This is a genomic window from Lelliottia sp. AC1 (assembly GCF_023278595.1).
Taxonomy (GTDB): domain Bacteria; phylum Pseudomonadota; class Gammaproteobacteria; order Enterobacterales; family Enterobacteriaceae; genus Enterobacter; species Enterobacter nimipressuralis.
In genome coordinates, this window is sequence record NZ_CP025699.1 from 2,454,114 (window position 1) to 2,475,299 (window position 21,186).

General features: G+C 52.0%; 15 protein-coding genes, 2 tRNA genes and 1 other RNA gene. 7 read left to right on the plus strand and 11 right to left on the minus strand.

Going from position 1 to position 21,186, the window contains the following annotated elements; all coding sequences use genetic code 11:
• Window positions 1-11: 11 nt before the first annotated feature.
• The 3 genes from oppB to C0560_RS11695 form a co-directional block, all read right to left on the minus strand.
• Complete coding sequence (gene oppB / locus C0560_RS11685; RefSeq protein WP_100779940.1) at window positions 12-932, minus strand: oligopeptide ABC transporter permease OppB; 921 nt, start codon at window positions 930-932, stop codon at window positions 12-14.
• A gap of 124 nt (window positions 933-1,056) precedes the next feature.
• Window positions 1,057-2,691 carry an oligopeptide ABC transporter substrate-binding protein OppA gene (gene oppA, locus C0560_RS11690; RefSeq protein WP_102103882.1) on the minus strand — a complete coding sequence of 545 codons (1,635 nt, stop codon included), beginning with the start codon at window positions 2,689-2,691 and terminating at the stop codon, window positions 1,057-1,059.
• A 771-nt stretch (window positions 2,692-3,462) separates the two neighbouring features.
• The gene (locus C0560_RS11695; protein ID WP_100779937.1) at window positions 3,463-4,110 is read right to left on the minus strand and encodes a YchE family NAAT transporter; all 648 of its coding nucleotides are present in this window, start codon (window positions 4,108-4,110) and stop codon (window positions 3,463-3,465) included.
• A 486-nt stretch (window positions 4,111-4,596) separates the two neighbouring features.
• Between C0560_RS11695 and adhE the strand changes: the two genes are divergently transcribed.
• Complete coding sequence (adhE, locus tag C0560_RS11700) at window positions 4,597-7,278, plus strand: bifunctional acetaldehyde-CoA/alcohol dehydrogenase (RefSeq protein ID WP_100779936.1); 2,682 nt, start codon at window positions 4,597-4,599, stop codon at window positions 7,276-7,278.
• An 81-nt stretch (window positions 7,279-7,359) separates the two neighbouring features.
• Here the strand turns inward: adhE and tdk are convergent, their stop codons facing one another.
• Window positions 7,360-7,974, minus strand: coding sequence for a thymidine kinase (gene tdk / locus C0560_RS11705; RefSeq protein WP_100779935.1), 615 nt, complete (start codon window positions 7,972-7,974; stop codon window positions 7,360-7,362).
• Window positions 7,975-8,523: 549 nt separating this feature from the next.
• Between tdk and hns the strand changes: the two genes are divergently transcribed.
• Entirely contained in the window at window positions 8,524-8,937 is a 414-nt protein-coding gene (hns, locus tag C0560_RS11710) for a histone-like nucleoid-structuring protein H-NS (RefSeq protein ID WP_008502781.1), read from the plus strand.
• A gap of 198 nt (window positions 8,938-9,135) precedes the next feature.
• Here the strand turns inward: hns and galU are convergent, their stop codons facing one another.
• The 3 genes from galU to rssA form a co-directional block, all read right to left on the minus strand.
• Window positions 9,136-10,044, minus strand: a complete 909-nt coding sequence (gene galU, locus C0560_RS11715) for a UTP--glucose-1-phosphate uridylyltransferase GalU (protein WP_100779934.1) — start codon at window positions 10,042-10,044, stop codon at window positions 9,136-9,138.
• A gap of 197 nt (window positions 10,045-10,241) precedes the next feature.
• Complete coding sequence (gene rssB / locus C0560_RS11720; protein ID WP_102103885.1) at window positions 10,242-11,255, minus strand: two-component system response regulator RssB; 1,014 nt, start codon at window positions 11,253-11,255, stop codon at window positions 10,242-10,244.
• A gap of 88 nt (window positions 11,256-11,343) precedes the next feature.
• On the minus strand, window positions 11,344-12,246 hold the full coding sequence (rssA, locus tag C0560_RS11725; protein ID WP_100779932.1) for a patatin-like phospholipase RssA: 903 nt from the start codon (window positions 12,244-12,246) through the stop codon (window positions 11,344-11,346).
• Window positions 12,247-12,361: 115 nt separating this feature from the next.
• Between rssA and C0560_RS11730 the strand changes: the two genes are divergently transcribed.
• From C0560_RS11730 to C0560_RS11750, 5 genes are all read left to right on the plus strand, one after another.
• A complete protein-coding gene (locus C0560_RS11730) occupies window positions 12,362-12,820 on the plus strand; it encodes a YchJ family protein (RefSeq protein WP_107703432.1) in 459 nt (152 codons plus the stop codon).
• Between the two features lie 47 nt (window positions 12,821-12,867).
• A complete protein-coding gene (gene purU / locus C0560_RS11735) occupies window positions 12,868-13,710 on the plus strand; it encodes a formyltetrahydrofolate deformylase (protein ID WP_100779930.1) in 843 nt (280 codons plus the stop codon).
• Window positions 13,711-13,866: 156 nt separating this feature from the next.
• Window positions 13,867-13,951: transfer RNA gene (locus tag C0560_RS11740), tRNA-Tyr, on the plus strand.
• Window positions 13,952-13,977: 26 nt separating this feature from the next.
• Window positions 13,978-14,062: transfer RNA gene (locus tag C0560_RS11745), tRNA-Tyr, on the plus strand.
• A 40-nt stretch (window positions 14,063-14,102) separates the two neighbouring features.
• Window positions 14,103-14,233, plus strand: a non-coding RNA gene (locus C0560_RS11750) — RtT sRNA.
• A gap of 180 nt (window positions 14,234-14,413) precedes the next feature.
• On the opposite strand, the gene narI is transcribed toward C0560_RS11750, so the two are convergent.
• Genes narI through C0560_RS11770 form a run of 4 tightly spaced genes read right to left on the minus strand, consistent with a single transcriptional unit; the run spans window position 14,414 to window position 21,073 of the window.
• The gene (gene narI, locus C0560_RS11755; RefSeq protein ID WP_248858587.1) at window positions 14,414-15,091 is read right to left on the minus strand and encodes a respiratory nitrate reductase subunit gamma; all 678 of its coding nucleotides are present in this window, start codon (window positions 15,089-15,091) and stop codon (window positions 14,414-14,416) included.
• A complete protein-coding gene (gene narJ, locus C0560_RS11760; RefSeq protein WP_100779928.1) occupies window positions 15,091-15,801 on the minus strand; it encodes a nitrate reductase molybdenum cofactor assembly chaperone in 711 nt (236 codons plus the stop codon). Before narJ ends, narI begins: the two co-directional genes overlap by 1 nt.
• Window positions 15,798-17,333, minus strand: a complete 1,536-nt coding sequence (gene narH / locus C0560_RS11765; RefSeq protein ID WP_102103888.1) for a nitrate reductase subunit beta — start codon at window positions 17,331-17,333, stop codon at window positions 15,798-15,800. Before narH ends, narJ begins: the two co-directional genes overlap by 4 nt.
• A complete protein-coding gene (locus tag C0560_RS11770) occupies window positions 17,330-21,073 on the minus strand; it encodes a nitrate reductase subunit alpha (protein ID WP_100779926.1) in 3,744 nt (1,247 codons plus the stop codon). The genes narH and C0560_RS11770 overlap by 4 nt, the downstream gene beginning before the upstream one ends.
• Window positions 21,074-21,186: the final 113 nt, after the last annotated feature.

Below are 21,186 nucleotides of genomic sequence, written 5' to 3' on the forward strand. Positions count from 1 at the left end.
GTGCTCCAGCGCTAGTAGCGAATTTTCGGGTCGATAACGGCATACAGCACATCGACAATGGCGTTAAAGAGAATGGTCAGTGCACCGACCAGGATCGTAAGGCTGAGCACCAGCGAGTAGTCACGGTTCAGGGCACCATTCACAAACAGCTGACCGATACCCGGCAGGCCGTAAATGGTTTCAATGACCATGGAACCCGTGATGATCCCAACGAACGCAGGGCCCATATAGGAGAGCACAGGCAACAGCGCAGGTTTTAACGCATGACGGAGAATGATGCGGTGCATCGGCAGGCCTTTTGCCCGCGCGGTACGAATAAAGTTGGAGTGGAGCACTTCAATCATCGAACCACGGGTAATACGCGCGATACTGGCGATATAGGCCAGAGACAGCGCCACCATTGGCAGAATCATGAATTTTAGCGCCCCGCCGTTCCAGCCGCCTCCGGGCAGCCATTTGAGCGTGATGGCAAATATCATCACCAGTAACGGTGCCACCACAAAGCTCGGGATAACTACCCCGGTCATGGCGATCCCCATTACCGTGTAGTCCCATCGGGTGTTTTGTTTCAGCGCGGCAATGACGCCTGCGGTGACCCCCAGGACAACGGCCAGAATAAACGCCGCTGCGCCTAACTTAGCCGACACGGGGAAGCTCGATGCGACGAGGTCGTTAACGGAATAGTCTTTATATTTAAACGAAGGACCAAAATCGCCCTGCGCCAGCTGCTTCAGATAATTGAAGTACTGCGTGGAGATAGGATCGTTTAAATGGTATTTGGCTTCGATGTTCGCCATGACTTCTGGCGGCAGTGCGCGCTCGCTGGTAAACGGACTACCTGGTGCGAGTCGCATCATGAAGAATGAAATCGTAATGAGAATAAAAAGCGTCGGTATCGCTTCAAGACAGCGACGTAGGATAAATTTCAACATTGCCCGTACCTTCTGGCGTGTGCCTTTTACACAAGCTCGTTCAGTCGTTACTGAATGATGCCGTGTATATTGTGCGATGAATTAAGACACGGTGGGGCAAATAACTTTGCCCCACGGTTTGCCATTAATGCTTAATGATGTACAGATCTTTGGTGTAGATGTTATCCATCGGATCTTTGCCGGTATAACCGCCAACCCATGGTTTCACCAGACGCGCGTTTACATAGTAGTAAACCGGTACAATCGCAGAATCCTGACCCAACTGCTGTTCCGCTTTGTCGTACAGTGCCGTACGCTGCGCTTCGTCAGTCACTTTCAGCGTATCTTTCATGATCGCGTCAAAGGCCGGGCTCTTATAGTGCGCGGTGTTCATGGAGCTGTCAGACAGCATGGTGTTCAGGAAGGAAGTCGGTTCGTTGTAATCCGCACACCAGCCCGCACGCGCCACGTCATAGTTGCCCTGATGGCGGGTATCCAGGAAGGTTTTCCACTCCTGGTTCACCAGCTTCACATCCACACCCAGGTTTTTCTTCCAGATGGAGGAAGCCGCGATGGCCAGTTTTTTGTGCAGATCGGAGGTGTTGTACAGCAGGTTAAACGTCAACGGTTTATCAGCGGTGTAGCCTGCTTCAGCCAGCAGTTTTTTCGCTTCTTCGTTACGTTTTTCCTGAGTCCAGGAGAACCACTCTGGTTTGGTCAGTTTTGCACCGTCAGTATATGGCGGGGTGTAGCCGAACGCAGGCAGATCGCCCTGCGCTTTTACTTTGTTCACGATGATGTCGCGATCCAGACCCAGTTTCAGCGCGGTACGTACGCGAGCGTCATTGAATGGCGCTTTCTGGTTGTTGATTTCGTAGTAGTAAGTACACAGATACGGGTCAACGTGAACTTCGGTCGGGATCTCTTTTTTCAGTTTCTGGAACAGTTCGATCGGCAGGTTGTTATAGGTCATGTCGATCTCACCGCTGCGGTAGCGGTTTACGTCGGTGACTTCAGACGAGATCGGCAGATAGGTAATCTGATCGACGATGGTTTTCGCGTTATCCCAGTAGTTGGTATTACGTTCCATCACGATACGCTCGTTAACCACCCAGTCTTTCAGCTTGTAGGCACCGTTGGTCACGATGTTCGCTGGCTGAGTCCATTTCTCACCGAATTTTTCGATAGCGGCTTTGTTGACCGGTGACATGGCCGGGTTAACCAGCAGTTTGTAGAAGTATGGAACAGGTTCGCTCAGGGTCACTTCCAGCGTGTGGTCATCAACCGCTTTTACGCCCAGCTCAGATGGTTTCTTTTTGCCGTCGATGATTTCATCAACGTTCAGGATGTGACCGTACTGCGGATAGCTGGCGTACGGGGATGCGGTGTTGGGATCCACCAGACGCTGCCAGCTGTATACGAAATCTTGTGCGGTGACAGGTTCACCGTTGGACCATTTTGCGTCTTTACGCAGGTGGAATGTCCAGACTTTAAAGTCTTTATTATCCCAGGATTCAGCTACGCCCGGGATCGGGTGACCGTCTTTGGTGGAGGTAATCAGCAGGCCTTCAAACAGGTCGCGGCTGATGTTTGCTTCAGGAACGCCTTCAATTTTGTTCGGATCCAGTGACTGTGGCTCGGCGCCATTGTTGCGGATCATGGTTTGCTTTTCTGACAGTGTGACACCTGCAGGTACATCAGCAGCCATTGCCATATTACCTGCGATTAGCGCAGTGAAAATTCCTGCGGCAATCAGACTTTTTTTTGTGATGATGGACATTGTGTTGATACTCCACTCATTATAATTACTGGTTTTATGCCAGCCTGTTTATTTCCCCTAAGGGGTCCTGAACAACGCAGGAGTTTAGCTGCTGTCAGGTCGTTTACTTCTTGCTATCACCGACTGTACTTATTACTGGTGGCTCGTTTGGCCGCCTTGCGTCGATTCTTAACACGCCTCCCCTGTTTTGAGGCGTGTGATGTCTCGTTGAGATGAGCGTTATATTTGAAAATCATTCTCATCTGGAAAAGTGCGTTGGCAAAATATAAGGCCGGAAAGTACCAAATGGCTTAATTTCGCGCCAATACATTTTGCAAATTTGTTAAGCAATTCTCTTTTACGGGGAGTCCCGTTTTTCTGGGGGGCGTCCTGCCACACATCAAAGGTAAAGAAACTACCAAATATTCAATGTGATAGAGAGGTTCCTCTCGCCAACCGCTGTGCTGTGGTCACCTCGGCGGGTTTTTGTACAAAAATTTAACAACTGATTATTATTTAGCACATTCGTCTAGGGGAATGTTGAAATTACTAATATCATTTCAGTTATCGCACAGCAAGCCCCAGAGTATCGTGTGAGTAAAATAACAGAGTGTTTGCGCGGTTTATGTTCAGGTCGTGTGAAAGGATAAAACTAAGTTACTGAAATGTAAGAAAACAGATTTATTAGCAGAATTTATTATGTCTTGTGAAGTTTTCAACTTTATTTATATGATTTGCTGATAATCACGAAAAAAAACGGAGCCACTGGCTCCGCTCTTTCATATGAAAACGTTAATTTAGTAACCCAGGGAAAATACTTTTTAGCCCGGTCACAATAAATTCTATCCCAAGCGCCATCAGCAACAGGCCCATAATACGGGTAATAACGTTAATGCCAGTCTGCCCCAGCAAACGCACCAGCCAGGGTGCAATTCGGAAAACGCCCCAGCAGCAGAGGGCAAACAGCGCAATCGCCACCGAAAAGCCAACCAGATGCACCCAGTTGTGGTAGCGGGTTCCCCAGACGATGGTCGAGCTGATTGCCCCCGGTCCGGCCATCAACGGCAACGCCAGCGGCACAACGCCAATGCTTTCGCGCACCGCCGTTTCTGATTTTTCCTGCTTGTTCTGTTTATCCTCACCCAGCTTACCGCTGATCATCGACATGGCGATAGTCACCACCAGGATGCCGCCGGCGATACGGAAGGAGTCGATGGAGATGCCAAAGATTTGCAGAATCGAATCACCGAGGAAAAGCGACGTCAGCAAAATGATGGCCACCGACAGGTTTGCCGTCAGGTTGGTCTTATTTCTGGCAACCGCCGTCTGGTAACTGGTCATGCTAATGAAGACAGGAATGATCCCGACCGGGTTCACCAGCGCGAACAACCCGATAAAAAACTTAAAATAGGTAGAAAAATCAAAGAGCAATGGGGTCACAGTTAGCTCCGTAAATCAGCATGGCCCAGGCGACAGAATAAAGGGATAAAAACCGCGCTGAAGATACGCTTTTTATCAGCATACTTCACCAGAAATCTGCGCCAAAACGCTATGATTTTCATGTGTTATGTATTTGTGTAAGCAATGATAGTTTTGATTCCATTACTTTTGTAATTATTTAACACTTGATATGATTGTGCGAAATACCCGTGCTGAAAGGTATCAGCTTCGGTGTAAATTGATTTAGATCATGTTTTTCGTACTCAGAAGTGAGTAATCTGGGTGACACCAAAAGGGAGAGAAAGAAACAAAAAGGGATGATGCTAAAGTCAGGCTCTTTTAGTAAGTTAGTGCAAAGCGTTAACAGTAAACGAGACTAAACCTTTGTTTTACTGTGTGTTAAGCAAGTACTGGCACCTCGTCTATAATGTTGTCGTATCGAGCGCTGGTTTACTAAAAGAGTTTAAACATTATCAGGAGAGCATTATGGCTGTTACTAATATCGCTGAACTGAACGCACTCGTCGAGCGCGTCAAAAAAGCCCAGCGTGAATATGCCAATTTCACCCAAGAACAGGTTGATAAAATCTTCCGCGCCGCCGCACTGGCTGCTGCAGATGCTCGAATCCCTCTCGCTAAAATGGCCGTTGCCGAATCCGGTATGGGTATCGTAGAAGATAAAGTGATCAAGAACCACTTTGCTTCTGAGTATATCTACAACGCCTATAAAGATGAGAAAACCTGTGGCGTGCTGGCTGAAGACCACACCTTCGGTACCATCACCATTGCAGAACCTATCGGTATCATTTGCGGTATCGTTCCGACAACTAACCCGACTTCTACCGCGATCTTCAAATCTCTGATCAGCCTGAAGACACGTAACGCCATCATCTTCTCCCCACACCCACGTGCTAAAGATGCGACTAACAAAGCCGCTGACATCGTACTGCAGGCTGCCATCGCTGCGGGTGCACCAAAAGATCTGATCGGCTGGATTGACCAACCTTCTGTTGAACTGTCAAACGCACTGATGCATCACCCGGACATTAACCTGATCCTGGCCACCGGTGGCCCAGGCATGGTTAAAGCAGCATACAGCTCTGGTAAACCAGCAATCGGCGTAGGCGCAGGTAACACCCCTGTTGTTATCGACGAAACGGCTGATATCAAACGTGCTGTCGCTTCTGTCCTGATGTCCAAAACCTTCGATAACGGCGTTATCTGTGCTTCTGAGCAGTCCGTTGTTGTGGTTGATTCTGTCTATGATGCGGTGCGCGAGCGCTTCGCAAGCCACGGCGGCTACCTGCTGCAGGGCAAAGAGCTGAAAGCGGTTCAGGACATCATCCTGAAAAATGGCGCACTGAACGCCGCCATCGTTGGTCAGCCAGCATACAAAATCGCTGAACTCGCAGGTTTCACCGTACCCGCTACCACTAAGATCCTGATCGGTGAAGTGAAAGTGGTTGATGAAAGCGAACCTTTCGCACACGAAAAACTGTCCCCTACTCTGGCGATGTACCGTGCGAAAGACTTCGAAGACGCTGTGGTCAAAGCAGAGAAACTGGTGGCAATGGGCGGTATCGGTCATACCTCTTGTCTGTACACCGACCAGGACAACCAGCCAGAACGCGTGAAATTCTTCGGCGACAAAATGAAGACCGCACGTATTCTGATTAACACCCCGGCTTCTCAGGGTGGTATCGGTGACCTGTACAACTTCAAACTCGCGCCTTCCCTGACTCTGGGTTGTGGTTCATGGGGTGGTAACTCCATCTCTGAAAACGTTGGTCCTAAGCACCTGATCAACAAGAAAACCGTTGCTAAGCGAGCTGAAAACATGTTGTGGCATAAACTTCCGAAATCTATCTACTTCCGCCGTGGCTCTTTGCCAATCGCGCTGGATGAAGTGATTACTGATGGCCACAAACGTGCGCTCATCGTGACTGACCGTTTCCTGTTCAACAACGGCTATGCAGACCAGATCACCTCTGTTCTGAAAGCGGCTGGCGTTGAGACTGAAGTCTTCTTTGAAGTAGAAGCTGATCCAACCCTCACCGTTGTTCGTAAAGGTGCGGAACTGGCGAACTCCTTCAAACCAGACGTGATCATCGCGCTCGGTGGCGGTTCCCCAATGGACGCCGCGAAAATCATGTGGGTTATGTACGAACACCCAGAAACGCACTTCGAAGAACTGGCGCTGCGCTTTATGGACATCCGTAAACGTATCTACAAGTTCCCGAAAATGGGCGTGAAAGCGAAAATGATCGCCGTCACCACCACTTCCGGTACCGGTTCTGAAGTGACTCCGTTTGCGGTTGTTACCGACGACGCAACTGGTCAGAAATACCCACTGGCTGACTACGCGCTGACTCCAGACATGGCTATCGTAGATGCCAACCTGGTGATGGATATGCCGAAATCACTGTGTGCATTCGGTGGTCTGGATGCAGTAACTCACGCCCTGGAAGCTTACGTTTCTGTACTGGCATCTGAGTTCTCTGACGGTCAGGCACTGCAGGCTCTGAAACTGCTGAAAGAAAACCTGCCAGCGTCTTACAACGAAGGGTCTAAAAACCCGGTTGCTCGTGAGCGTGTGCACAATGCCGCGACTATCGCAGGTATCGCGTTTGCTAACGCCTTCCTGGGTGTATGTCACTCCATGGCGCACAAGCTGGGCTCTCAGTTCCATATTCCTCACGGTCTGGCGAACGCCCTGCTGATTTCCAACGTTATCCGCTATAACGCGAATGACAACCCAACCAAGCAGACTGCATTCAGCCAGTACGACCGTCCAATGGCTCGTCGTCGCTACGCTGAAATCGCAGACCACCTGGGTCTGAGCGCTCCTGGTGACCGTACCGCTGCGAAGATCGAGAAACTGCTGGCATGGCTGGACAGCATCAAAGCTGAACTGGGTATTCCTAAGTCAATCCGTGAAGCGGGCGTTCAGGAAGCTGACTTCCTGGCACACGTTGACAAGCTGTCTGAAGATGCCTTCGATGACCAGTGTACTGGTGCGAACCCGCGCTACCCACTGATCTCCGAGCTGAAACAGATTCTGCTGGATACCTACTACGGCCGTGAGTTCCACGAAGACAACGCTGTTGCAGTGAAAACTGAAGCACCTGTTGTTCTGAAAGCTGACAAGAAAGTGAAGAAAAACGCTTAATTGCTTAGCCCAATAAAAAACCCGCCTCGGCGGGTTTTTTTATGTCTGATGATTACTCTACAGACAAAGGGGAATAAGCTGTTATCGGCGAGAATTTTCCTGAATTGCCGTCAGTGAGCCGACAACCAGCGCTTCTTTATAATGCTTGCGACATACCGAGATATAACGCTCGTTGCCACCAATCACCACCTGCTCCCCTTCTGCGTAAGGTTTCCCTTCCTGATCAAGACGAAGCACCATACTGGCTTTACGGCCACAGAAACAGATAGTTTTCAGTTCCACCAGCTTATCTGACCACGCCAGTAAATACTGGCTGCCAATAAACAGCTCTCCGCGGAAATCGGTGCGTAAACCATAGCAAAGCACGGGAATATCCAGCTGATCGACCACTTCAGATAACGCATGGACTTGCTCGCGGGTCAGGAACTGGCTCTCGTCCACCAGAACGCAATGTACCGGCTTCTGCGCGTGTTCTGTGCCGATATCTTTTAGCAGGTCAGTCTCTTTATTAAACAGCGTTGCAGGCGACGACAGGCCGATACGCGAGCTCACCTTTCCGGCACCAAAGCGATCGTCAATCTCGGCGGTGTAGACGATAGCGCGCATACCCCTTTCTTGATAGTTATAAGCGGACTGTAGGAGCGCCGTGGACTTCCCTGCATTCATTGCGGAATAGTAAAAATATAGTTGTGCCATTGGTCGTTAAACCCTAATCAATGTGTAATATTCCCGATGGTTGATTGTACCCTATTTTTCCCCCTTTCTCAGCGACGCTACGCACAGACTCAGCCTGAGAAGTAAAGTCAGGTTCCGGACGAAATGAGAAAATAGCATGTTAAAACAGGCAGTAATCACACCTGGACCTCATAAACCCTGACATTTCAACTTAAGCAAATCCTGATTTTTATAGTGGAGTCAGCTGGCTTTAAAATTCAGTATTTATTAACTATCGGTGCGGTTAAACGGCATTATGGGAGTAATACAAAAGGTTGATATTTATCCGGGGTAACTATAAGCGGTTAGAGATTTGTCACAAAACTAAACACTCTGGCCATCAGTTTATCCCATTAGCAGGGATATCAAATCTGTCTTTGGCGTAATGAAATTTAAGTTAGCGTCATTAATAATAGCGCCAGATATTAACTCTTTTTTGAATTCCTTACATTCCGACCTATTGCACATCTGAAATTATCACTCTATTATTAGGACAACAAACCAACCCAATATAAGTTTGAGATTACTACAATGAGCGAAGCACTTAAAATTCTGAACAACATCCGTACTCTTCGTGCGCAGGCAAGAGAATGCACCCTCGAAACGCTGGAAGAAATGCTGGAAAAATTAGAAGTTGTTGTAAACGAACGTCGTGAAGAAGAAAGCGCTGCTGCTGCTGAAATCGAAGAACGCACTCGTAAACTGCAGCAATATCGCGAAATGCTGATTGCAGATGGTATCGATCCAAACGAATTACTGAACAGCATGGCTGCTGCTAAGACCGGTACTAAAGCTAAACGCGCTGCTCGCCCGGCTAAATATAGCTACGTTGACGAGAACGGTGAAACTAAAACCTGGACTGGCCAGGGCCGTACCCCAGCAGTAATCAAGAAAGCCATGGATGAGCAAGGCAAACAACTGGACGATTTCCTGATCAAGGATTAATCACCCCGCCTTCAGAAAAATCCCGTTTATACGGGATTTTTTATGCCTGTAATTTACCGCCGAGATATCTTCTTACACCCCGTCATATAGCTACATCTATTAGCGCCAACTTCCTTACATACCCTCGGTGCCGGTAACAGGCATAAAAAAACCGGTGGAGTAAGACTCACACCGGTTTCGACCATCACAGGGGGCAGATTAGTTTTTAATACCCATGGTCTCTTTCAGCCAGGCTTTAAATTCTTCGCCCAGTGAGTTATGGCGAATACCATATTCAACGAAAGCCTGCATATAACCGAGTTTATTACCGCAGTCATGGCTCTTGCCTTTCATGTGGTAGGCTTCAACGGTCTCTTTTTCGATCAGCATATCAATGCCATCGGTCAGCTGGATTTCGTCGCCAGCGCCCGGAGGGGTTTTCGCCAGCAGCGGCCAGATCTCTGCGCTCAGCACATAGCGACCAACAACCGCGAGGTTAGACGGCGCCACATCGGCTTTTGGCTTCTCAACCACACCGACCATTGGCACACTCTCACCTGGCTTCAGATCAACGCCTTTGCAGTCCACAACGCCATACGCAGTCACGTCTTCAACAGGTTCAACCATGATCTGGCTGCTGCCGGTTTCGTCAAAGCGACGAATCATATCGGCGAGGTTGTCCTGAGAGAGGTCTGATTCGAACTCATCGAGAATCACGTCTGGCAGAATAACCGCGACCGGCTCATCACCGACAACCGGATGTGCGCACAGCACCGCGTGTCCCAGGCCCTTAGCCAGCCCCTGACGCACCTGCATGATGGTCACGTGAGGTGGGCAGATTGACTGAACTTCTTCCAGCAGCTGACGTTTAACGCGTTTTTCCAGCATGGCTTCAAGTTCAAAACTGGTATCGAAATGGTTTTCGATAGAGTTTTTGGACGAATGGGTCACCAGCACAATTTCTGTAATACCGGCAGCAATACATTCATTGACGACATACTGGATTAATGGCTTATCGACCAAAGGCAGCATTTCTTTCGGAATTGCCTTTGTGGCCGGTAGCATCCTGGTTCCCAATCCCGCTACCGGGATAACGGCCTTTGTAACTTTCGAATTTAGGGCAGCCATTGAAATCTCCTGAACTGTTCAAGTTTTGAACTTTATGCATTGAATAACGCGACAAGTATATCAGTCTCGTTCAGTAAACCGGGTCTGAAAAGGGCACGTTACCCATCAATTAGGATAAATACGTATCAAACTGGCAGTGATAGTAGCACTGCCGTTAAAACGAAGGTAAAGCTATCTGACGAATAAAATTCAACTGCTTATTCCGTGGACAACATTAAGCGTAAACGCCCACCTGCGCCCCAAATTTGACACTGCCAGGACGCACAGCGGTGACTTATTTGATTAAGATAAGTCGTACCCAGCGTTCCTAAAGGAACACCATTGCTGACCTGAATATGATGCTCACCGGTATTCAGCGTGGCGTTTAGACCCGCAGAGACCAGAATGAGATTTTTTAATTCGCTATGGTAATAACCGACTAACAGCGGAAACTGTCCCGGCAAATTGGCCTGACGGAAAAGATGGTTCACCTGTTTCAGCAATGCCCCTAATTCAGGAAGTCGTTGCCCCTGATGGGAGAGCTGTTCTTGTAACAAACCGTTAAATAATGCCCGCAATAATAATGCCGCTAATACCCCGTTATCACCCGCTCTCGTCACATCGAGGCAATAAAATGCCAGGTCAACATCCGATAACGGTGCAATATCAAGCACCAGGCCATGCTGATCTGCGGCAACAAGTTGTCGATAGTTAATTCTGCAATGCGATATATTCTGCTGAACCGGTGGCTGAAGTTCTTGTAAAAGCTTAGCAGCAGCATGGGGATTACTGACCAGTGCATCCCAGTCCTGGAAAAGGCGCTCTTCTTCCTCAACGCGGGAATTAAACATATTCGGATAGAGGCAGGCAAAAACCGTTTCCCGCAGACGGTTCAAATCTTTTACCGGCTTCAGGAGGACATCCTGCACGCCGAGACGCAGCGCTTTGGCGATATCGGCCATATTCTCGGTGGCGGAGATCACAAGGATAGGCGTCTGGTCACCTTCATTGCGCAGATGCTCCACCAGTTTAAGCCCGTTCATGCGCGGCATCGCGATATCACAAATCATCAGATCGGGCTTGGCTGACGCCATTTTTTCCAGCGCATCCACCCCATCAACGGCCAGTATGGTCGTTGCGCCCAGCGAACTTAACCACGAATCCATCAGCGAACGGAAAACGGGCTCGTCTTCGACTATCAGAATCTGTTTTCCTGCCAATGGCTGTGTCATGGTCTCTCCTCTGGCAGACGATAAATCAATAGTGGCATGCTATTGGTACTACCGCCTGTCAGATTTTGCTGAAGTCTTCAAAAAAGGGCTAAGCTGTCGCTCGCACCAAAGGTAACAGTTCGTCCATTTTTTTCTCAACAGCCAGTGCTCCGGCGGCGATCGCCGCATCTGCGCGATGGAAGTCGAGTGTTGATATTTGCGGACAGAATGGCTGAATCAGAATATCCGGAGGATCACCCGCCATTCGATTTCGCTTCAGGCGATTCTCCAGTACCTGAATAGAAGTGGTCATGATCTCCATTGCCGTCGGCGCGGAGACCATCCGGCGCGTCGTCGCACGCCCTAAACGCTCACGCAGGCGCTTGTGCCAGGCAAGCTTTTCGTTTTCCGTTTCGTCGTTCTGGAGATTCACCGGCATTAAATCTTGTTGCATCAGGTGGGCGTCATGCTGCAAATCGACGGCGATAACAATATCAGCGCCCATCGCGCGGGTCAGCGAGATCGGTATGGGATTGACCACGCCGCCATCCACCAGCCAGTAGCCATTATGAGGAACCGGTGCCATCAGGCCAGGAATACTGCAAGATGCACGAACGGCAAGGTGGATATCACCCTCGGTGAACCAGATTTCCCTGCCCGTGCTGAGATTGGTTGCCACGGCACCAAATGGCATCTGGCAATGGTTGAAGTCATCCAACGGCATGATTTGGCGGAACTGGTTAAACACGCGCTCACCGCGCAGCAGGCCGCCGCGTTGCCATGAAAGATCCATCAGGCGCAGTACGTCCCAGTAGCTAAAGGAACGCACCCACGTTTCAAGTTCCGGCATTTTACCGCACGCGTAGGCGGCACCCACCAGCGAACCAATTGAACACCCTGCTACAAGATCAACATCGACACCCAGTCGTTTTAGCGCGTTAATCACGCCAATGTGCGACCAGCCCCGGGCTGCACCTGATCCCAGCGCCAGACCAATTTTTACCTTTCTCATTAGCCCTGTTTGACTTCCCCTGGATTCCTAACGTAGCGTCATCGCTACTGCTCAGTTAACATAGTGCCACCTGGGCGTATAAACGCCGTGACTTTTTTATTCCAGGAAGAGAATTGTGTCTCAACTCTGCCCCTGTGGTAGCGCCCTCGAGTATAGCCTATGTTGCCAGCGATATCTTTCTGGCAACCAGGTTGCACCCGATCCATCACACCTAATGCGCTCCCGGTATGCTGCTTTTGTGATCAAAGACGCAGACTACCTGATTAAAACCTGGCACCCCTCGTGCCACGCCGCTGACTTCCGCCAGGAAATTGAAGCCGGATTCGCCAATACGCAATGGCTCGGCCTGACGCAGTATGAAACCGCCCCCGGCAGCACGCCCAATGAAGGTTTTGTCAGCTTTGTTGCCCGATTTATCGAGCACAATAAGCCCGGCGCCATCATCGAACGCTCCCGGTTCATACTGGAGGGCGGACAGTGGTACTATATTGATGGTACTCGTCCGCAGTTTGGTCGTAACGACCCCTGCCCCTGCGGTTCAGGTAAAAAATTTAAAAAGTGTTGCGGGCAATAACGCCTGACCACAAATAACAAGCAAACACTCAACAGGATTTCCTCGCGATGCAATCATTACAACGCAAAATACTGCGTACCATTTGCCCGGACCAGAAGGGTTTGATCGCCCGTATCACCAACATTTGTTACAAGCATGAACTGAACATCGTGCAGAACAACGAATTTGTAGATCACCGCACCGGCCGCTTCTTTATGCGCACCGAACTGGAAGGGATCTTCAACGACACCACCCTGCTCGCCGATCTCGATGGCGCGTTACCGGAAAACTCCATCCGTGAACTGACCCCTGCCGGGCGTCGCCGCGTGGTGATTCTGGTCACCAAAGAGGCCCACTGCCTGGGCGATCTGCTGATGAAAGCCAATTACGGTGGTCTGGACGTCGAAATTGCTGCGGTAATTGGCAACCACGATACCCTGCGCACTCTGGTTGAGCGTTTTGATATTCCGTTCGAGCTGGTGAGCCATGAAGGCCACACCCGCGAAGAGCACGACGATCTGATGGCTCAGGCCATCGAAGCGCACAACCCGGACTACGTGGTGCTGGCGAAGTACATGCGCGTGTTGACGCCATCATTCGTTTCCCGCTTCCCGAACAAGATCATCAACATTCACCACTCGTTCCTGCCGGCGTTTATTGGTGCGCGTCCTTATCACCAGGCCTACGAGCGTGGTGTGAAGATCATCGGTGCAACCGCCCACTATGTAAACGACAACCTGGATGAAGGCCCGATCATCATGCAGGACGTGATTCACGTCGATCACACCTACACGGCGGAAGACATGATGCGTGCCGGACGTGACGTCGAGAAGAACGTGTTAAGCCGCGCGCTGTATCAGGTGCTCGCCCAACGTGTCTTCGTTTACGGCAACAGAACGATTATTCTTTAATCCTTTGTGAAATGAATTGATTAGCTTTGCGCCTTTACGGGCAAAAAGCAGACAAACGAATCGTTTTCATCAAAGGAATGCTTTACAGGGGCGCGTCATTTGATATGATGCGCCCCGCTTCCAGCAGGAAGCAGGCCAGTAAAAGCATTACCCCGTGGTGGGGTTCCCGAGCGGCCAAAGGGAGCAGACTGTAAATCTGCCGTCATCGACTTCGAAGGTTCGAATCCTTCCCCCACCACCATATCAACTCTCAAGCATTATACCCCTGGCGGGGTTCCCGAGCGGCCAAAGGGAGCAGACTGTAAATCTGCCGTCATCGACTTCGAAGGTTCGAATCCTTCCCCCGCCACCATCTCGAAGATTAAATCCAAACTTTTTATCCGCAGAATATTTCATATTCCCATTGGGGAAGGATGAGAAGCTTCGACTAAGGTTCGATTCGAGCGTAGCGAGAAAGCGTTGCCGCAGGCAACGACCCGAAGGGCGAAGCGCAACGCGCTGAGTCATCCTTCCCCCGCCACCATTTCTCAGACCAAATCCCAACTTTTCTGTTCGCACAATATTTCATATTTTCGTCCACCTATTCTTTCCCATTAAATATTTAACCGACTTTCACACACCTGCTCTTCTCTCTTGGTAATTCGTTTCAAGAGGCGAAAAAAAACCCCGCCGAAGCAGGGTTTTTTCATTCAGCATGCGCCGCTTAGCGACGTGCGCGAACGATCTGATATCTCCGCGTCAGATACTCGACCGGCACGCTCCAGATATGCACCAGGCGCGAGAACGGGAACAGCACGAACAGCGTCATACCCAGCACCAGATGCATGCGGAAGATAAATGCCACGCCGTCGAGATGCGCGGACGCCCCGCCGTGGAAGGTCACCACAGACTGCGCCCAGCCAACCAGTTTCATCATTTCGCTGCCGTCCATATGCTGGGCAGAGAAAGGAATCGTCGCCAGACCCAGGGCGCACTGAATCACCAGCACCGTCATCACCAGAATATCAGCAGCTGTCGTGGTCGCACGGATGCGAGGGCTGAACAGACGGCGTTTGAGGAGCAGCAGACCGCCCACCAGACACATCAGGCCCGCAGCACCGCCGCCAAACATCGCCATTTTCTGTTTCACGTCCAGCGGCAGCCAGGCTTCATACATCCAATGCGGTGTCAGCATCCCGAAGGCATGGCCTGCAATCACCCCCAGAATCCCGATGTGGAACAGGTTAGACGCCAGGTTCATCCCTTTGCGATCCAGCATCTGGCTGGAGCCTGCACGCCAGGTGTACTGGCCGTAGTCGTAGCGCAGCCAGCTGCCCACCAGGAACACGGTACCCGCAATGTAAGGATAGATATCGAAGAAGAACATATTCAGGAAGTGCATTAGTGCTGTCCTCCGTTAGAGATATTCAAATATTGCGGGGCGACAGCTCCGGCAAAACGACGCTGGTGAGCCGAGATTTCTGACTCGCCACAGTTCTGATCAGCAAGGAATTTCACCTGCTCTTCTTCCCAGACCGCATCCAGCGCCTGTGGGGTATCATCGCGCGCTTCATCGGCGATTTTCTCCGCCACTTTATCGCTGTCGATGGCGGTATTCGCCAGTTTCACCAGCAGATCGAACAGCACCGCATAGCGGCTTTCACGCTGCTTCAGGCGCGCACTTAACAATGCCAGAATCGGCGCGATGTCCTGCAAACCGCCCAGCGCCTCTTCACGCGGCAGCTGAGCCAGATATTCCAGGTAAAGCGGGAGATGATCCGGCAGTTCGCGGCTGTCTAACTGCAAGCCCTGAGCTTCGTACTGCGCCATCAGGTCAACCATCGCCTGGCCACGATCGCGGGATTCACCGTGAACGTGTTCGAACAGCAGCAGCGAAGTCGCACGGCCACGGTCGAACAGCTGGCTGTAGTCAGACTGCGCATCCAGCTGATCCTGAGTGAGTAAATCGCGCAGGAAAATACCCAGCGCCTGTGCATCTTCTTTATCCAGATTTTCTGATGACGCGAGTGCATCAAAGAGTTCCTGCTGATGCTGCCACAGGGCAGCATCAGGGTACTCGAGCAGACGCGAAACAATGACGAGTTCAATCATTGGTGCGGCTCCGTTTTGCTGGTCACATCCATCGCATCAATGCGACGGCTGTTAAACAGGTTGAATTTGCTGTCTGAACCGTGGCAACCGTCGCCAAAGGTAAAGCCACAACCGCTCTTCTCCGGGAAGGCTTCACGCGCCAGTTCACGGTGGCTGCTCGGCACCACGAAACGATCTTCGTAATTCGCAATCGCCAGATAGCGGTACATCTCCTGCGCCTGGGCTTCGCTTAAACCCACCTCTTCCAGCGCGCGGGTATCGATCACACCCTCGACCGTTTCCGCGCGTTTGAAATGACGCATCGCCAGCATACGTTTCAGGGCCAGCAGCACCGGCTGGGTATCGCCTGCGGTGAGCAGGTTCGCCAGGTACTGAACCGGGATACGCAGGCTTTCCACGTCCGGTAAAATACCGTTGCTGCCCAGCTCACCCGCATCGGCAGCGGACTGAATCGGTGACAGCGGCGGCACGTACCAGACCATCGGCAGCGTGCGATATTCCGGGTGCAGCGGCAGAGCCAGCTTCCAGTCCATCGCCATTTTGTACACCGGCGACTGCTGTGCGGCGTCAATCACGCTCTGCGGGATACCGTCTTTCAGCGCCTGCTCAATCACTTTCGGATCGTTAGGATCGAGGAACACGTCCAGCTGACGCTGATAGAGATCTTTCTCGTTCTCGGTGCTTGCGGCGGTCTCAATCGCATCCGCGTCATACAGCAGCACGCCCAGATAACGAATACGGCCTACGCAGCTTTCAGAACAGACGGTCGGCATACCCGCTTCGATACGCGGATAACAGAAGATGCACTTCTCGGACTTCCCGCTCTTCCAGTTGAAGTAGATCTTTTTGTACGGGCAACCGGTAATGCACATCCGCCAGCCGCGGCACTTGTCCTGGTCGATCAGGACGATGCCGTCCTCTTCACGTTTGTAGATCGCACCGCTCGGACAGGTCGCCACACACGCCGGGTTGAGGCAGTGTTCGCACAGACGCGGCAGATACATCATGAAGGTGTTTTCGAACTGACCGTACATTGCCTTCTGCATGTTTTCGAAGTTCTGATCTTTCGACAGTTTCTCGAATTCACCGCCCAGATCGTCTTCCCAGTTCGGACCTTTACTGATTTTGTCCATACGCTGGCCGGTGATCAGTGAACGCGGACGGGCAATCGGCTGATGTTTCCCTTCTGGCGCGTTGTGCAGATTCTGGTAGTCAAAATCAAACGGCTCGTAGTAATCGTCGATGCCCGGCAGGTGCGGGTTAGCGAAGATTTTACCCAGCAGCAGCGCTTTGTTACCCATGCGCGGCACCAGTTTGCCGTTGATCTTGCGGATCCAGCCGCCTTTCCATTTTTCCTGGTTTTCCCAGTCGGTCGGGAAACCGGTGCCCGGCTTGGTTTCTACGTTATTAAACCACGCGTATTCCGCGCCTTCGCGGCTGGTCCAGACGTTTTTACAGGTGACTGAGCAGGTATGACAGCCGATGCATTTATCCAGATTCAGCACCATGCCGACTTGTGAACGAATTTTCATTTTACGCTCTCCTGTACCTGGTCATTACCTTCGCCATCTAACCAGTCAATATTCTTCATCTTACGCACCACCACGAACTCATCGCGGTTAGAGCCGACCGTACCGTAGTAGTTAAAGCTGTACGCCAGTTGCGCATAGCCGCCGATCATGTGAGTCGGTTTTGGCGTGATACGCGTCACCGAGTTATGGATACCGCCGCGCTGCTGGGTGATTTCAGAACCCGGCAGGTTCACGATACGTTCCTGCGCGTGGTACATCATGGTCATCCCGGCTGGCACACGCTGGCTTACCACCGCACGTGCCGTCAGCGCACCGTTGCTGTTGAACACTTCAATCCAGTCGTTATCCACGATGCCCAGATCTTTGGCATCCACTTCGCTCATCCAGACAATTGGCCCACCGCGACCTAAAGTCAGCATCAGCAGGTTGTCGCTGTAGGTAGAGTGGATACCCCACTTCTGGTGCGGCGTCAGGAAGTTCAGCGCTTTTTCCGGGTTACCGTTGGATTTCTCGCCCATCACCTCTTTCACCGAACGGGTGTCGATTGGCGGACGGTAAACCAGCAGGCTTTCACCGAAATCACGCATCCACTGGTGGTCCTGATACAGGGACTGACGGCCGGTAAGGGTACGCCACGGAATCAGCTCGTGAACGTTGGTATACCCGGCGTTATAGGACACATGCTCATCTTCCAGACCAGACCAGGTCGGGCTGGAGATGATTTTGCGCGGCTGGGCCTGAATATCGCGGAAGCGGATTTTCTCGTCTTCTTTATTCAGCGCCAGGTGCGTGTGGTCACGACCGGTAAACTCGCTGAGTGCAGCCCAGGCTTTTACCGCCACCTGACCGTTGGTTTCCGGTGCGAGAGTCAGAATCATCTCTGCCGCATCAATTGCCGTGTTCAGCATTGGCTGGCCTTTTGCCGGGCCGTCTGCTTTGGTGTAATTGAGCTTACGCAGCAGATCCATTTCGCTCTGGGTGTTCCAGGCGATGCCTTTCCCGCCGTTACCGATTTTCTCCATCAATGGGCCGATAGAGGTAAAGCGCTCGTAGGTGGCAGGATAATCACGCTCCACCGGAATGATGTGCGGCGCTGTTTTACCTGGGATCAGGTCGCATTCGCCTTTTTTCCAGTCCTTCACATCCAACGGCTGCGCCAGTTCGGCGGCGGAGTCGTGCTGGATGGGCAGGGTCACTACGTCGGTTTCCACACCCAGGTGGCCTACGCACACTTCTGAGAACTTTTTGGCGATGCCTTTGTAGATTTCCCAGTCGCTTTTGGAATCCCACGCCGGGTCAACGGCCGCAGACAGCGGGTGAATAAACGGATGCATATCCGACGTATTCATGTCGTCTTTTTCGTACCAGGTCGCCGTCGGCAGCACGATATCGGAGTAGAGACAGGTACTGGAGAGACGGAAGTCCAGCGTCACCACCAGATCCAACTTGCCGTCGAGACCGTTGTCTTTCCACTCGACTTCTTCAGGTTTCACGCCGCCCTGTTTGCCCAGATCTTTACCCTGAATACCGTGGTCAGTGCCCAGCAGGTACTTCAGCATGTATTCGTGACCTTTACCGGACGAACCGAGCAGGTTGGAACGCCAGATAAACAGGTTACGCGGGTGGTTTTTGCCGTTTTCAGGCTGTTCCGCCGCAAAGCGAAGCGAGCCGTCTTTCAGGGATTTCACGGTGTAATCGACCGGTGACATACCCGCTTTTTTCGCTTCTTCTGCGATGCGCAGCGGGTTAGTGCCCAGCTGTGGCGCAGAGGGCAGCCAGCCCATGCGTTCTGCACGCACGTTGAAATCGATGAGATGTCCGGTATAGCGGGATTTATCCGCCATTGGCGACAGCAACTCCTGCGCGGTCACGGTTTCGTAACGCCACTGGCTGGAGTGGTTGTAGAAATAGGAGGTGCTATTCATGTGACGCGCCGGACGCTGCCAGTCGAGGCCAAACGCCAGCGGCTGCCAGCCGGTCTGCGGACGCAGTTTTTCCTGGCCCACGTAGTGTGCCCAGCCGCCGCCGCTCTGACCGATACAGCCGCAGAACACCAGCATATTGATCAGGCCACGATAGTTCATATCGAGGTGATACCAGTGGTTCAGGCCCGCGCCGACGATAATCATCGAACGACCGTGAGTTTTGTCAGCGTTGTCGGCGAATTCACGCGCGATACGGGTGATTTGTGCGCGTGGCACGCCCGTCACCTGCTCTGCCCACGCCGGGGTATACGCTTTGATGTCGTCGTAGCTGGTTGCGCAGTTTTCGTCGTTCAGACCGCGTTCCAGACCGTAGTTGGCCATCGTCAGATCGTAAACGGTGGTCACCAGTGCGGTCGATCCGTCAGCCAGTTGCAGACGTTTCACCGGCAGTTTGTGCAGCAGGATGTTTTCCAGCTCCACTTTCTTGAAGTGTTCAGAACCTTCGCCGCCAAAGTACGGGAATCCGACTTCCGCGATATCGTCCTGGCTGCCCAGCATGCTGAGGCGCAGTTCAGTCTCATCACCGGTGGTCGCGTTACGTTGCTCGAGGTTCCATTTGCCTTTTTCACCCCAACGGAAACCGATGGAGCCGTTCGGCGCGACCATATCCCCTTCATTGTTGAAGGCGACGGTTTTCCATTCCGGGTTATTTTCCTGGCCCAGCGCATCCACCAGATCCGCCGCGCGCAGCATACGACCCGCCGCGTAGTAGCCGTCTCGCTCTTCGAGCATCACCAGCATTGGCATGTCAGTGTAGCGACGCACGTAGTCGGTGAAATACTGGCTTGGTTTGTCGAGGTGGAATTCACGCAGCATGACGTGACCCATCGCCAGCGCCATCGCGGCATCGGTACCCTGCTTCGGTGCCAGCCACAGATCGCACAGTTTCGCGATTTCGGCGTAGTCCGGCGTTACGGCAACGGTTTTGGTGCCTTTGTAACGTACTTCAGTAAAGAAGTGGGCGTCCGGAGTACGGGTCTGCGGCACGTTAGAGCCCCAGGCGATGATATAGCTGGAGTTGTACCAGTCCGCGGATTCAGGAACGTCAGTCTGTTCGCCCCAGGTCTGCGGAGAGGCTGGCGGTAAGTCACAGTACCAGTCGTAGAAACTCAGGCAGGTCCCGCCGATGAGAGACAGGTAGCGCGCGCCCGAGGCGTAAGAGACCATCGACATCGCCGGAATTGGCGAGAAGCCTGCCACGCGGTCCGGGCCGTAGGTTTTGACGGTGTAGACGTTGGAGGCCGCAATCAGCTCGTTCACTTCCTGCCAGGAGGAACGAACAAAACCGCCGCGTCCACGCGCCTGTTTAAAGCTTTTCGCTTTATCAGCGTCTTCAATAATGGAGGCCCAGGCATCAACCGGATCGCTGTGCTGCACTTTCGCTTCACGCCACATCTTCATCAGGCGTTTACGCATCAGCGGGTATTTCAGGCGGTTAGCGCTGTACAGATACCAGGAGTAGCTCGCACCACGCGGGCAGCCGCGCGGTTCATGGTTTGGCATATCCGGGCGGGTACGCGGATAGTCGGTCTGCTGCATTTCCCAGGTGACCAGACCGTTCTTAACGAAGATCTTCCAGCTGCAGGAACCGGTGCAGTTTACACCGTGTGTAGAACGAACGACTTTATCGTGCTGCCAACGTTGACGGTATCCATCTTCCCAGTCCCGGTTGGTTTCCAGAACCTGACCGTGCCCATCGGCAAAGGTCTCGCCCTTCTGCTTGAAGTAGCGAAACCGGTCCAAAAATTTGCTCATCGGGTATCTCCTGTGTGGAGCCTGTGGCTCTCTAAATCGACATTGCTGATTTGCAGCGAAGGTAACGCTATGAAAGATGGCGGGAATTGATAACGATCAAGGCGAGCGGGCTC